Genomic DNA, 14,950 nt, shown 5'->3' with positions numbered 1-14,950 from the left:
TAGCTGACTTAGGATGGAGGTATTAAATTGTCTAACCAAGAAGAATTATTTATAAAATTATTGAATCAATTACAGTTAAAAGACCAAATTGATTCTGATAATTTTAAGGGCGGTCAGATTGAGAAGATTGATATCCACAAACGTTCCAAAATTTGGGAATTCCACCTTACACTTCCACGAATTTTGGGCTACGAAGTCTTCTTGGATTTTTATAGTCGTATGCAAGCGACTTTTGATGAAATCGCTACTACTAAGATTAATATCAAAGCAAACGACAATCAATTTGATAACAAGCAATTAGGCAATTACTGGGAATGGATTGTTAAACATGCTGATATCACTGATGCTATTAAAAATGAACTATTAAGACGTGATGCTCCAAAGATTGTTGATCACAAAATCGAACTTAGTGCTGATAACGAAATCGTTAAGAACTTTCTTGTGGATAAAGCAGTTAGTCCAATTGAAGATTTGTACGAACGTTTAGGTTTTCCGCACTTTACTATCTCTGTTTTTGTTGATGAAACTGCTTCTCAAGAAAAAATCAAAGATTTTAAAGCTGAAAAAGAAAAGAAGGATGCTGAGCTAGCTCAAAAGGCGATGCAAGCTATCCAAGAATCATCTGCTAAACGTCAAAAGAACTCAAAGAACGCAGTTCCAAAAGGTAAAGTTCAAATCGGTAAGAAGATTAAGGATGACTTAGAAGTTACCAAACTAGTTGATATCGTCCAAGAAGAAAAACTAGTGATTGTAAATGGTCACATCTTTAGTAAGGAAATCCGTTCACTAAGATCTGGTCGTCAATTGATGATTTTAAAGATTACAGACTATTCATCATCAATCGAAGTTAAGAAGTTTTCTAACAACGAAAACGATGAAGCGAACTTTGCTGCACTGCAAGAGGGAGATTGGATTAAAGTTCGTGGTGGCATTCAAGAGGATAACTACAGTCATGAACTAACATTGAATGCTTATGACATTAATCCATTACACCATGAAGGTCGTCATGATGACGCGGAAGAAAAACGTGTTGAATTACATTTACACACTAAGATGAGTCAAATGGATGCAACTAATAGTATTGAAGAATACGTGTCCAGAGCTAAAGAATGGGGTCACCCAGCATTGGCTATTACCGACCACGCTGCTGTTCAAGGTTTTCCTTTTGCTTATACTGCTGCACAAAAAAACGACATTAAAATGTTATATGGTGTTGAAGCTAATGTAGTGGATGACGGAGTTCCAATTACATTTAACGAAGATGACCGCGATTTAGCAGATGCTACTTACGTTGTTTTCGATATTGAAACTACAGGTCTATCTGCTATTTACGATAAGGTAATCGAAGTTTCAGCCGTTAGAATGCAACACAATAACGTCTTAGATCAATTTGAAGAATTTATTGACCCCGGTTTTCATTTATCAGACTTTACAACTGAACTTACATCAATTACAGATGACATGGTTAAGGGTTCTAAGTCAGAAGAAGAAGTCTTTAAATTATTTAGAGAATTCTGTGGCGATTCAATTGTAGTAGGTCACAACGTTACTTTTGACGTTGGATTTATGAATGTTGGGTATCAAAGATATGGAATGGAAGAAATTCAAAACCCAATCATTGATACATTACCATTGGCAAGATTCTTATATCCAAACTACAAGAGTTATCGTTTGAATACATTAGCAAAGAAGTTTGACGTTGCTTTGGAACATCATCACCGTGCCGTGTATGATGCTGAAACAACAGGTCATTTGAATTACTTATTTATCAAGGATGCTGAAGAACGTTACAACATTACTAAGGTAAACCAACTAAACGAACACATGTCTGATAACGATGCATACAAACATGCACGTCCATTCCACGCCATCTTGATGGCTCAAACACAAGCAGGATTAAAGAATATGTTCAAGTTAGTATCATTATCTAATGTTGAATACTTCTACAGAGTGCCTAGAATTCCACGAAGTGTTCTTGAAAAATATCGTGAAGGAATTCTAGTTGGTTCAGCCTGTGCAAACGGCGAGGTATTCACCGCAATGCTTCAAAAGGGTAAAGAAGAAGCCAAGAAAAAGGCTGAATTCTATGACTATCTAGAAGTACAACCAAGTGCGGCTTATCAACCAATGATTGATTCGGAATTAATTCATGGAAAAAAGCACTTACAAGAATTAGTACAAAACATGGTTGATATGGGACATGAAATGAATAAACCAGTTGTCGCAACTGGGGATGTACATTACATGGATCCACAAGATTACATTTACCGTAAGATTTTGATTCACTCACAAGGTGGAGCTAACCCATTAAATAGACAAGAATTACCTAAGGTGCCGTTCTTAACCACAGACGAAATGTTGAGTGATTTTGGATACTTAGGTGAAGATGTCAGCAAGGAAATCGTTGTTGATAATACCCAAAAGATTGCCAACATGGTTGATGATGGAATTCATCCGGTCTTAGATCGATTATACACACCACACATGAAGGGTGCCGAAGATGAAATAAGAAACTCAACAATGGATATGGCCCATAAACTTTACGGAGATCCACTACCTGAATTAATTCAGGCACGTTTGGACCGTGAGTTGAAGAGTATTATCGGTAACGGATTCTCAGTTATTTACTTAATCGCAAAGCGTCTTGTAGCAAAGAGTAATAAGGATGGATATCTGGTAGGTTCCCGTGGTTCCGTTGGTTCCAGTTTGGTAGCCACAATGGCGGGGATTACTGAAGTTAATCCATTACCACCACACTATCGTTGTCCAAACTGTAAATACTCTAAGTTCTTCACTAAGGGTGAATATGGTTCAGGATACGATTTACCACATGAAAACTGTCCAGAATGTGGAACATTAATGATTGGTGACGGTCATAATATCCCGTTCGAAACATTCCTTGGATTTAGTGGTAACAAGGTTCCAGATATCGATTTGAACTTCTCTGGTGATTATCAACCAATCGCCCATAACTACCTAAAGGTATTGTTTGGTGAAAATAACGTATACCGTGCCGGAACTATCGGTACTGTTGCCGATAAGACAGCTTATGGATACGTGAAGGCATACGAAAGAGATACCCAACAAACTATTCGTTCTGCCGAAATTGATCGTTTATCAAAGGGTGATACTGGTGTAAAGAGAACGACTGGACAACATCCGGCCGGAATTATTATCGTTCCAGACGATATGGATATCTTTGATTTCACACCAATCCAATATCCAGCTGATGATCAAAACGCAGCTTGGGAAACTACCCACTTTGATTTCCATTCTATCCATGACAACATTTTGAAAATGGATGTACTAGGGCATGATGATCCAACTATGATTAGGATGTTACAAGACTTATCAGGGATTGATCCTCAGTCAATTCCAATGGATGACCCTGGTGTTATGGGATTGTTCTCAGGTACTGATACAATTGGAGTTACACAAGACCAAATCCAATCGAAGACAGGTACACTAGGAATTCCTGAATTCGGTACTAAGTTCGTTAGAGGGATGCTAGAACAAACTAATCCAGCAAACTTCTCACAATTACTACAAATTTCTGGTCTATCCCATGGGACTGACGTTTGGTTAGGAAACGCAGATGAATTAATTAAGGAAGGTAAAGCAACTATTGCTAATGTTATTGGTTGTCGTGATAACATCATGACCGACTTAATCAACTGGGGATTAGATTCAGAAACGTCATTCCAGATTATGGAATATGTTCGTAAGGGTCGTGGAATTAAGGATGAATGGCAAAAGAAAATGCACGAAGCCAATATTCCACAATGGTACATTGATTCTTGTCTAAAGATTAAGTACATGTTCCCACGCGCCCATGCGGCAGCATATGTTTTAATGGCATTACGTGTGGCATATTTTAAGGTATACTTCCCATTGGTATACTACTGTGCATATTTCTCTGTTCGTGCTGATGACTTTGACATTGTTTCAATGTGTCATGGTAAGGAAGCTGTTAAGTCGAAAATGAAGGAAATTAATGATCTTGGAAACGACGCATCTGCCAAGGATAAGAACCTATTAACTGTTCTTGAATTAGCCAATGAAATGATTGAAAGAGGATTCGAATTCGAAATGGTTGATTTGAAGCGTTCCGATGCCGAACAATGGTTAATTGATGGTAACAAGTTAATAGCACCATTTAGAGCAATTCCGGGTCTTGGCTTAAATGTTGCTAAACAAATTGTTGCAGCACGTGAAGATAAAGAATTTATTTCTAAAGAGGATTTATCTAAACGTGGAAAGGTTTCCAAAAAATTAATTGAATTCATGACAGAAAACCATATTATTGATAATTTACCTGATGAAAATCAATTAAGTTTATTTGATATGATGTAGTATGTATTGAACAATCTCAGATAGTATGGTATGATACATTATGATTTATATCTGAGAGAAGGGAGTGAGCAGAAATGCTCGCTCTTTTTATTGGATTTTTTTAGGAGGCGTATCATTGAGCGAAGTTACAGAAGTGGTAAAAGAAGTAGTAACTCCAATTCTAGATAGTCATGACTTTTATCTATATGACATCGAATTTGTAAAAGAAAGCAAGAATTGGTATTTAAGGATTTATGTAGATAAGGACGGCGGTATTAATATTGAAGACTGTGCGTTAGTATCTGACGAATTAAGTGAAAAGTTAGATTCAATGGATCCGGATCCAATTCCACAAGCTTACTTTCTAGAAGTCTCATCTCCAGGAGCTGAAAGACCTCTAAAGAAACCAGAAGATTATGAAAAATCTGTTAATGAATACATTCATGTTTCATTGTATGCACCAATTAACGGTGAAAAAGTCTATGAAGGGACTTTAAAAGAATTAAGCAAAGATGAATTAGTTTTGACTGTTAATTTAAAAGGTCGAATTAAGGATTTAACAATACCAAGAAAATCAATTGCCAAAGCAAGATTAGCAATTAAATTTTAGCTAAGGGAGAAAATTAAAATGAGTAAAGAACTTTTAGGTGCACTAGATGCCCTAGAAAACGACAAAGGGATTTCTAAAGAAACTGTCATTGATGCTTTAGAAGCGGCATTAACTTCAGCATACAAGAGAAATTACAACCAGGCACAAAACGTTGAAGTTGCTTTTGACGACAAGAAGGGTAACATCCATGTTTACGCTGTTAAGACTGTTGTTGAAGATGTAGTTGATCCAAGACTAGAATGCAGTCTATCAGATGCATTACAATTAAACCGTGGTTACGAATTAGGTGACGAAATTAAGTTTGAAGTTACTCCTAAGAACTTTGGTAGAATCGCTGCTCAAACTGCTAAGCAAGTTATCATGCAAAGAGTGAGAGAAGCTGAAAGAACAATTGTTTACAACAAGTACAGCAAATACCAAGACGAACTAATCACTGGTGAAATTGAACGCCAAGACGATCGTTTTGTATATGTTGATTTAGGTAAGGTTGAAGCAGTTATGCCTAAGAACGACCAAATGCCAAATGAAACATACAGACCACAAGACAGAATCAAGGTTTACGTTAACCGTGTTGAAGATGCTACTAAGGGTCCTCAAATCTTCGTTAGTCGTACCGCTCCTGGTTTATTAAAACGACTATTTGAAGAAGAAGTTCCTGAAATTTATGACGGAACTGTTGAAGTCGTATCAATCGCTAGAGAAGCCGGAGACCGTGCTAAGGTAGCCGTTAGATCTAACAACGATGATATCGACCCAGTTGGTACAACTGTTGGACCAAGAGGTCAACGTGTTCAAACTATCGTTAACGAACTAGGTGGCGAAAACATGGACATCGTTCAATGGACTGAAGATCCTGCTGAATTCATTGCCAATTCATTAAACCCATCAGAAGTAGTTGATGTTATCTTTGATGAAGAAAATGAACGTGCATGTACAGTTATCGTACCTGACTACCAACTATCATTAGCAATCGGTAAGCGTGGACAAAACGCACGTCTAGCTGCTAAGTTGACTGGTTACAAGATTGATATCAAGTCTGAATCAGAAGCTGATGGTCTGACTGAAGACGTCCAAGAAGATAGTGACGACGCAATCGATAACGAATAATAACAAGTTTAAGGAGTGTTAATTCAATGAGAACAAGAAAAATTCCAATGAGAAAAGATATTGTTACTGGTGAAATGGCTCCCAAGAAAGATTTAGTTAGAATCGTTAAGGACAAGGAAAATAACGTTACTATCGATGAAACTGGAAAAAAATCAGGTAGAGGGGCATACGTTTCAATTGACGTAAAAGTCGCACAAAAAGCCAAGGATGAAAAGAAACTAAACGAAGTATTTTCAGTTGACCTAAGTGATGAATTTTACGATGATTTAATTGCTTACGTAGACCACAAACAAGCCAGAAAAGAACTTTTCGAAAATGACAAATAAAGAACAAATATTAAACTTTATTGGTTTAGCAAAGCGAGCCGGAAAGATAACTACTGGTGAAGATATATTGCTCAACGCAATCAAGAAGAATAAAATTAAATTTCTGATTATCGCTACTGACTCTGGAAAAGCCAGCTTGAAGAAATTTACAGATAAGGCAAATTCATATAACATTCCTACCAATCAAATGTTTACTAAAGTAGAAATAAGTGATGCAATTGGAATGCCGCGAACCATTATAGGAATCGCAGATGGTGGATTTGCCAAACGTTTGAAAGAAATGACAAATTAATTGTAAAGGAACGTGATGGTATGGGTAAGAAAAGAATTTATGAGTTATCTAAAGAGATAAATGTAGCTAGTAAGACAATTATTGATGAAGCAAAGAAGAAGGGATATGACGTTAAAAATCATATGTCAGGTCTAGATTCTAACGAAGAAAAGGCTATCAGAGACCACTTTGCTCCAAAGAAAAAGCCGGTTAATGCAACCAAACCAGCTAACAATAATTCTAAGAAACCTGCCGAAAAGCCACACAAGACTTTAAACAAAAATTCTAACAATAAGGCAAAGCAATCTATGAACAATAACAACAGTAATAACAGCAACAACACAAACAAACCAAATAACAATGGTTCTTCAAACTTCAAAAAGGGTGGTAAGAAGAACAAGAAGAAATTCAACAAGAAAAACAATCGTGGTAACAACAAGTTTGCTGGTATGTACACTAAGAACCAACGTATCAGACAAAACCACAAGAACAACAAAGCACCAGAAAGAAAAGAACGTCCATTGCCAGAAACATTGGTATATACAGTTGGTATGAACGCTCAAGAAATCGGTAAGATTATCCATAGAGAACCAGCTGAAATCGTTAAGAAGTTATTCCTATTAGGAGTAATGGTTAACCAAAACGTTTCATTGGATAAGGATACAATCGAACTTCTAGCTGCTGACTATGGTATTAAGGCTGAAGAAAAGGTTGAAGTAAACGTTTCTGATATCGACAAGATCTTCGAAGAAGAAGCAGAAAATACGGACTACCTAGAAGACCGTGCACCAGTTGTTACTATCATGGGACACGTTGACCATGGTAAGACAACACTATTGGATTACTTGAGAAACTCACACATCACTGCTGGTGAAGCTGGTGGAATTACTCAAGCAATCGGTGCTTACCAACTTGAAAGAAACGGTAAGGTTATCACATTCTTGGATACTCCAGGACATGCTGCCTTTACTGCTATGCGTGCTCGTGGTGCTGATATCACAGATATCACAATCCTAGTAGTTGCCGCAGATGATGGTGTTATGCCACAAACAATTGAGGCTATCGACCATGCTAAGGCCGCTAAGACTCCAATTATTGTTGCAATTAACAAGATTGATAAACCAGGTGCAAACCCTAACCACGTTATCGAACAACTAGCAAGTTACGAATTAATCCCAGAAGACTGGGGTGGTGACACTATCTTCGTTGAACTATCAGCTAAGATGGGTACCAACGTTGATGAATTACTAGACATGATTCTTCTACAATCAGACGTGATGGAATTAAAGGCTAACCCTAAACAACATGCTGCCGGTTCAGTTATTGAAGCTCGTCTAGATCGTGGAAGAGGTCCAGTTGCAACATTACTTGTTCAACAAGGTACTATGCATGTCGGTGATCCAATCGTAGTTGGTGACACATTCGGTCGTGTTAGAACTATGACTAACGAAAAGGGTAAGGACCTAGATGGTGCTAAACCATCAACTCCAATCGAAATTACTGGTTTAAACGATGTTCCAGAAGCTGGTGACCGTTTCGTAGTATTCGATGATGAAAAGACTGCCCGTGCAGCCGGTGAAGAAAGAGCTAAAGAAGCTCAAATGGAAGAACGTAAGAAGAACAACAGTGTTACTTTGGATAACTTATTCGAATCTCTAAAAGAAGGGGAAATGAAGGAAGTTGCCGTAATTATCAAAGCAGATGTTCAAGGTTCTGTTGAAGCACTTGCATCAAGTTTACAAAAGATTGATGTTGAAGGTGTTAAGGTTAACATCGTCCACAGTTCTGTAGGTGCAATTAACGAAAGTGATATTGCATTAGCTGAAGCAAGTAATGCTATCATCGTTGGATTTAACGTTCGTGCTACCTCACAAGCTAAGGCTCAAGCTGAAACTGATAACGTTGACATTCGTCTACATCAAGTTATCTACGATGCTATTGATGAAGTAGAATCAGCTATGAAGGGTATGCTAGCACCTAAGTACAAAGAAGAAGTTACTGGTGAAGTTGAAGTAAGACAACTTTACAAAGCTTCTAAGATTGGTACAATTGCAGGTGGAATGGTTACCGACGGTGTAATTAAACGTGACAGTAAGATTCGTTTAATTCGTGATAACGTTGTTATCTACAACGGTGAACTAAATAGTTTGAAGCGTTTCAAAGATGATGCTAAAGAAGTTAAGCAAGGATTTGAATGTGGACTTACTATTGAAAACTACAACGACATCAAGGAAGGTGACGTTGTAGAAGCCTATGAAATGAAAGAAGTTCCTGCTAAGTAAAGGAGTGAATTGATATGGCTCAATACAGAGTTGGAAGACTAGAACAAGAAATTCAAAAAGAAGTTAATGACATCTTATTAAAGCGTGTGAGAGATCCACGAGTTCAAGGTGTAACTATTACTGGTGTTGACGTAACTGGTGACTTACAACAAGCTACTATTTACTACAGCATTCTATCTGATAACGATAATGACGAAGAAACTACCCAAAAAGGTTTGGATAAGGCAACATCATTAATCAGAGGTGAATTAGGTTCTCGTTTGAGCATCTACCGTACACCTGAATTAACATTCAAATTGGATGAATCAATTCAATATGGAAGTAAGATTGATCAATTAATCAATAAATTAAAACGTGAAGATCGTTAATAAAAAAGAATCCGTAACTTATGTTATGGGTTCTTTTTTTGCTCTAATTTAGCGAAAAAAAGCGTCTATGATATAATTTAAGATATAAATAACATCTGAGGAGTAGTGTAATATGGACGGAATTATACCATTATATAAAGAAAAGGGTATGACTAGTTTTGCTTGTGTTAGTAAATTACGAGGCATTTTAAAAATGAAACGAATTGGACATAGTGGAACATTAGATCCAAACGTAGAGGGAGTTTTACCAATTTGTTTAGGCAAAGGTACCAAATTAGTCGAATACTTGATGAACTCTGGAAAAGTATACAAAGGAAGCATTACCTTAGGGTTTGATACCACTACCGAAGATTTAGACGGTGATGTAGTAAGTACTAAGCCATTGGAAAAACCACTATCAGACAATGAAATTGATGAACTACTTAATAGTTTTGTTTCTGAGGATTTAATTCAAATTCCTCCAATGTATTCAGCTGTGAAGGTAAATGGAAAAAGATTATATGAATATGCTAGAAATGGCGAAGTAGTGAAACGCCCAGAAAGACATGTTCAAATTCATTATTTTAAACAAATAAAAGCCAGCATCTACGATGATAACAAGAAACAGCAAACTATTTTCTTTGAAGTTGGATGTGGTAAGGGAACATATGTAAGAACACTTGCTGTTGACTTTGGTAAAAAGATTAATATGCCAGCTGTAATGTCTAGTTTGACAAGAGTTAAGAGCGGTGGTTTTACAATTGAAGATACTTTTAAGATTAGCGATGTAGAATCAGCCGTAGAAAATGGCAGCATTGATGATATTGTTAAATCGATTGATTACGCATTGACTGACTTTAAACACATCGACCTAAACAAAAACCAATGGAAAATCGTTCAAAATGGAGGTTTTTTGGATTCAGATGCTTTAGGTATAAATGATGATAAATGTGTGTTAATGTTTAACAACGGAGTTAAGGCTTTATATTTCTTTGACGAAAGCAAACAAACTTATAAGCCAGAAAAAATGTTTAGCAATCAATAAATGAAAGGCATGAAATTATGGAAATAATCAAATTACATCATCCATTGAGTTCTGATTTTAATCAATCAGAAAAATTAGTTTTAGCAATGGGATACTTTGATGGAATTCATTTAGGCCATCAAAAGGTATTAGAAAAAGCGCGCGATATTGCCATAAAAAAGGACCTACCTTTGGCAGTGTTAACTTATGACCATAAACCTGCTGTAGTTTATAAACAATTATCACCTCATGATAGAAGAAACATTATTATGCCTGATAGCAAAAATGAAATGTTTGAATCGCTAGGAGTAAATAAGGTGTTCGTTATTAACTATAGTTTTAGTTTTCAAAATCAAACACCACAAGAATTTGTTGATAATTATCTAGTTAAATTTAACGCCGATACTGTAGTAGCGGGCATGGATCATACCTATGGAGCAAAGAACGCGACAATGGCATTATTACCAAATTATGCGAAGGATAGATTTGACGTAGTTGTTGTTGATTTAGCTGATTACCAATTGGAAAAAATTAGTTCAACTAGAATCAGAAAGAATCTAGATGAAGGACATATTCAAACTGTTAACCATTTGATGGGCCGACCATTTCAAACTCGCGGAACCGTTGTCCATGGATTTGCTCGTGGTCGTGAATTGGGATATCCAACTGCAAACATCGAACACGATGAGCTACAATGGTTACCAACAATCGGTGTCTACGTAGTTGATGTATTTATCGGTAATCAAAAGTATCATGGAATGGCATCAATTGGAAGAAACGTCACCTTTGGTGATAAGAACCCAATTACGGTTGAAATAAATATTTTAGACTTTAATGACAATATATATGGCGAAGTATTAAAGGTAGATTGGTTATATCGTATTCGTGGTGAGGTTAAGTTTGAGGGGATTGATAAATTAATCAAACAACTTCAATCCGACGAAGATTTCACTCGACATTATTTCGAAAATAAGTAGTCTTTTTCTTGACTTATATAGATGGCTTTGGTAAATTAATAATTGTGGTTAGCACTTAATATAGATGACTGCTAAATGTGCTAATCAATAAGGAGTGATCGGGTATGCTTACTGAAAGAGAAAAAATGATTTTGAAAATCATCGTTAATGATTATACAAAATCAGGTGTTCCTGTTGGTTCTAAGGCATTATCCAGTCAATTACCAATACATGTCAGTTCAGCAACCGTAAGAAATGAAATGGCATTTCTAGAAGAAATTGGTTTAATTACCAAAAATCATTCTTCATCCGGACGCGTTCCATCAATTGAAGGTTATCGTTACTATGTTGATAACTTGTTAAATCCAAATCCAATTGATAATAGTGATATGATGATGATTCAAAATTCACTATCAGGAAGATTTAGACAGATTGATGAAATTGTTCAACAATCAGCTGACATTCTATCTAACTTAACTAATTACACTGCATTAACTTTAAAGCCGGAACAAGAAACAACTCCTATTTTGGGAAGTTTTCGTTTGGTTCCACTTGGCAATCATAAGGTGATGGCAATTTTGATTACCGATAATGATGAAGTTGTTAACCAGGTTTTCCATATTGACGGGGACTTAGGCGGTGACAAGTTAGATGCCGTTGTCAGAATGATAAATGATAAGTTAGCAGGGAAGCCTTTAGACGAAGTTATCACTAAGTTAAAGACAGAAATCGTACCTGAAATTCTAAAGTACGTTAAGAACCCTGACAGCTTAGTTCAAACTCTTGATGATGTTTTGATGCAAGCTTCTACTAATCAGTTTTATATCGGTGGTGAATTGAATCTATTGAGTTTTACTGATAATAATGACATCAGTTATATAAAGCCAATTTACTCATTGTTAAATGATACTGATGATGCTTCGAAGTTCATCAAGAGTTCTGATAATTCAATTTCTGTTCAAATTGGACCGGAATTGAGCAATGATCTATTAAAAGATTACAGTATTATTACTGGTTCCTATGATGTTGGCCCATATGGAAAGGGTGTTATTGCCGTTCTTGGTCCCACTAGGATGCCATATTCAAGAGTAATTGGAATCGTTGATGGATTTAGAAATGAATTATCAAAGAAACTGAGAAATTATTATGATAAATATAATCAGTAAAAGGAGGCATTCATTTGGCTAGCAAGAAGGATGATGAAAAAGACCTAAAAAAAGCAACTTCTAAGAAAGAAGCTGCTAAGGACAAAGGCGCCGATAAAAAGAAAGACGCTAAGAAAGATAAAAAGGATTCATTAGAAAAACAAGTTGAGGAACTTCAACAACAAGTTGAAGATTTCTCTGACAAGTATCTTCGTGCTGAAGCAGAAATGCAAAACATGCAAACACGATTCAAGCGTGAACGTGCAGATATCTACAAGTATGATGGTCAAAAACTAGCAACTAGTATCTTACCTGCAATGGATAACTTGGAACGTGCTTTGGGTGTTGAAGTTTCAGATGATAGTGGAAAGCAACTAAAACAAGGTGTTGAACTTGTTCTAAAGCATTTCAATAAAGCATTATCTGAAAATGGCATTGAAGAAATTGATGTCTTAAACAAACCATTTGACCCAAGCGAGTGTCAAGCGGTTCAAACAGTACCTGCAGATGATGACCATCCAGCAGATACTGTTGTAGAAATTTTACAAAAAGGCTACAAACTTGCTGATCGTGTTATTCGACCATGCATGGTTGTAGTTGCTCAATAAAAAAATAATCAAGGAGATAATAAATTATGGCAAGTAATAAAATTATCGGTATCGATTTAGGTACTACTAACTCAGCTGTTGCTGTTCTTGAAGGTAAAGAACCAAAAATCATCACTAACCCAGAAGGTTCACGTACAACTCCATCTGTTGTTGCATTTAAAGATGGCGAACCACAAGTTGGTGAAGTTGCTAAGCGCCAAATGATTACTAATCCAAACACAATTGCTTCAATTAAGAGTCACATGGGTGAAGAAGGTTATACTGTAGATGTTGATGGTAAGAAATACACTCCACAACAAATCTCAGCAATGATCTTACAATACATTAAGGGATTCGCTGAAGACTACTTAGGTGATACTGTTAGCGAAGCTGTTATCACGGTTCCTGCATATTTCAATGACTCACAAAGACAAGCAACTAAGGATGCTGGTAAGATTGCTGGTTTAGATGTAAAACGTATTATCAATGAACCAACTGCTGCATCATTAGCTTACGGCTTAGACAAGCAAGACAAAGATGAAAAAGTTCTTGTATATGACCTTGGTGGGGGTACTTTCGATGTTTCCGTTCTTGAATTAGGTGACGGTGTATTCCAAGTACTATCAACTAATGGTGATACTCACTTAGGTGGGGATGACTTTGATAAGAGAGTTATGGATTACCTAGTAGAACAATTCAAGAATGAAAATGGTATCGACTTATCTCAAGATAAGATGGCATTACAAAGACTAAAGGATGCTGCTGAAAAAGCTAAGAAGGATCTATCAGGTGTTACTGAAACTGAAATCAGTCTTCCATTCATTGCATCAGGTGAAAATGGACCACTTCACTTACAAACTACATTATCACGTGCTAAGTTTAACGAATTAACTTCTGATTTAGTTGATAAGACTAAGGTTGCTTTTGACAATGCTCTAAAAGACGCTGGACTAAGCACTTCAGATATTGATGAAGTTATCTTAAATGGTGGTTCAACTCGTATTCCAGCTGTTCAAGAAGCTGTTAAGAGCTGGACTGGTAAGGAACCAAACCACTCAATCAATCCTGACGAAGCGGTTGCTCTAGGTGCCGCTGTTCAAGGTGGTGTTCTAACTGGTGATGTTAAGGACGTTGTATTACTTGATGTTACTCCACTATCATTAGGTATCGAAACTATGGGTGGTGTGTTCACTAAGTTAATTGATAGAAACACAACTATTCCAACTTCTAAGTCACAAGTATTCTCAACTGCTGCTGATAATCAACCAGCCGTAGATATCCATGTTCTACAAGGTGAACGTCCAATGGCAGCTGACAACAAGACTTTAGGTCAATTCCAATTAACTGACATTCCTGCTGCACCTCGTGGTGTTCCTCAAATCGAAGTTAAGTTTGATATTGATAAGAATGGTATCGTAAACGTTTCTGCTAAGGATAAGGGTACTGGTAAGGAACAAAAGATTACCATCAAGGATTCAAACGGTCTATCAGATGATGAAATCAACCGTATGATGGATGAAGCTAAGAAGAACGAAGAACAAGACAAGAAGCGTAAAGAAGAAGTTGATTTGAAGAACGAAGTAGATCAATTAATCTTCCAAACTGACAAGACTCTAAAAGATGTTGAAGGTAAGGTTTCTGAAGATGAAATCAAGAAGGCTAAAGAAGCTGAAGATGCATTGAAGAAAGCTAAAGAAGACAACAACTTAGACGAAATGAAGGCTAAGAAAGATGATTTGAGTCAACAAGTTCAAGCACTTGCTGTTAAGCTATACCAACAACAACAAGAACAAGGTTCAGATCAACAAGGTAACGCAAACGATTCATCAGATAACAAGGGTAAAGACGACAACACTGTTGACGGCGATTTCCATGAAGTTCATGATGATGACAAAAACAATAAGTAATTAGATTACTTTAAAAGGGTCAAAGTCTGACTTGTTGGGCTTTGACCTTTTATTTC

12 protein-coding genes are annotated in these 14,950 nt (G+C 36.5%); all 12 read left to right on the top strand.

Translation table 11 applies throughout. The features are described from left to right. Nucleotides 1–27 precede the first annotated feature (27 nt). Nucleotides 28–4,353, top strand: coding sequence for a PolC-type DNA polymerase III (locus tag FD688_RS07005; RefSeq protein WP_225426122.1), 4,326 nt, complete (start codon nucleotides 28–30; stop codon nucleotides 4,351–4,353). 115 nt (nucleotides 4,354–4,468) lie between these two features. Further along, complete coding sequence (gene rimP, locus FD688_RS07000) at nucleotides 4,469–4,942, top strand: ribosome maturation factor RimP (protein ID WP_138742376.1); 474 nt, start codon at nucleotides 4,469–4,471, stop codon at nucleotides 4,940–4,942. An 18-nt stretch (nucleotides 4,943–4,960) separates the two neighbouring features. Then, nucleotides 4,961–6,049, top strand: coding sequence for a transcription termination factor NusA (gene nusA, locus FD688_RS06995; protein WP_053792782.1), 1,089 nt, complete (start codon nucleotides 4,961–4,963; stop codon nucleotides 6,047–6,049). A 26-nt stretch (nucleotides 6,050–6,075) separates the two neighbouring features. Continuing rightward, nucleotides 6,076–6,375: an RNase P modulator RnpM gene (gene rnpM / locus FD688_RS06990; RefSeq protein WP_034531674.1), complete on the top strand. Its 300-nt coding sequence runs from the start codon at nucleotides 6,076–6,078 to the stop codon at nucleotides 6,373–6,375. Continuing rightward, on the top strand, nucleotides 6,365–6,667 hold the full coding sequence (locus tag FD688_RS06985; RefSeq protein WP_138742375.1) for a L7Ae/L30e/S12e/Gadd45 family ribosomal protein: 303 nt from the start codon (nucleotides 6,365–6,367) through the stop codon (nucleotides 6,665–6,667). The genes rnpM and FD688_RS06985 overlap by 11 nt, the downstream gene beginning before the upstream one ends. A gap of 20 nt (nucleotides 6,668–6,687) precedes the next feature. Continuing rightward, nucleotides 6,688–8,928: a translation initiation factor IF-2 gene (gene infB, locus FD688_RS06980; RefSeq protein WP_138742374.1), complete on the top strand. Its 2,241-nt coding sequence runs from the start codon at nucleotides 6,688–6,690 to the stop codon at nucleotides 8,926–8,928. Between the two features lie 14 nt (nucleotides 8,929–8,942). Further along, the gene (gene rbfA, locus FD688_RS06975; RefSeq protein ID WP_041152352.1) at nucleotides 8,943–9,296 is read left to right on the top strand and encodes a 30S ribosome-binding factor RbfA; all 354 of its coding nucleotides are present in this window, start codon (nucleotides 8,943–8,945) and stop codon (nucleotides 9,294–9,296) included. 112 nt (nucleotides 9,297–9,408) lie between these two features. Next, complete coding sequence (gene truB, locus FD688_RS06970; protein WP_138742373.1) at nucleotides 9,409–10,320, top strand: tRNA pseudouridine(55) synthase TruB; 912 nt, start codon at nucleotides 9,409–9,411, stop codon at nucleotides 10,318–10,320. A 17-nt stretch (nucleotides 10,321–10,337) separates the two neighbouring features. After that, complete coding sequence (gene ribF / locus FD688_RS06965; protein ID WP_138742372.1) at nucleotides 10,338–11,276, top strand: riboflavin biosynthesis protein RibF; 939 nt, start codon at nucleotides 10,338–10,340, stop codon at nucleotides 11,274–11,276. Between the two features lie 104 nt (nucleotides 11,277–11,380). Beyond that, the gene (gene hrcA, locus FD688_RS06960; protein ID WP_138742371.1) at nucleotides 11,381–12,421 is read left to right on the top strand and encodes a heat-inducible transcriptional repressor HrcA; all 1,041 of its coding nucleotides are present in this window, start codon (nucleotides 11,381–11,383) and stop codon (nucleotides 12,419–12,421) included. 14 nt (nucleotides 12,422–12,435) lie between these two features. Further along, nucleotides 12,436–13,008 carry a nucleotide exchange factor GrpE gene (grpE, locus tag FD688_RS06955; RefSeq protein WP_138742370.1) on the top strand — a complete coding sequence of 191 codons (573 nt, stop codon included), beginning with the start codon at nucleotides 12,436–12,438 and terminating at the stop codon, nucleotides 13,006–13,008. A gap of 26 nt (nucleotides 13,009–13,034) precedes the next feature. Continuing rightward, nucleotides 13,035–14,894 (top strand): molecular chaperone DnaK, encoded by a 1,860-nt coding sequence (dnaK, locus tag FD688_RS06950; protein ID WP_054608222.1) that lies wholly within the window; start codon nucleotides 13,035–13,037, stop codon nucleotides 14,892–14,894. The last annotated feature ends 56 nt before the right edge of the window (nucleotides 14,895–14,950 follow it).

The sequence above is a fragment of the Apilactobacillus kunkeei genome (assembly GCF_005930975.1).
Lineage (GTDB): Bacteria > Bacillota > Bacilli > Lactobacillales > Lactobacillaceae > Apilactobacillus > Apilactobacillus kunkeei_E.
This window is presented reverse-complemented; position numbering and strand designations above follow the sequence as displayed.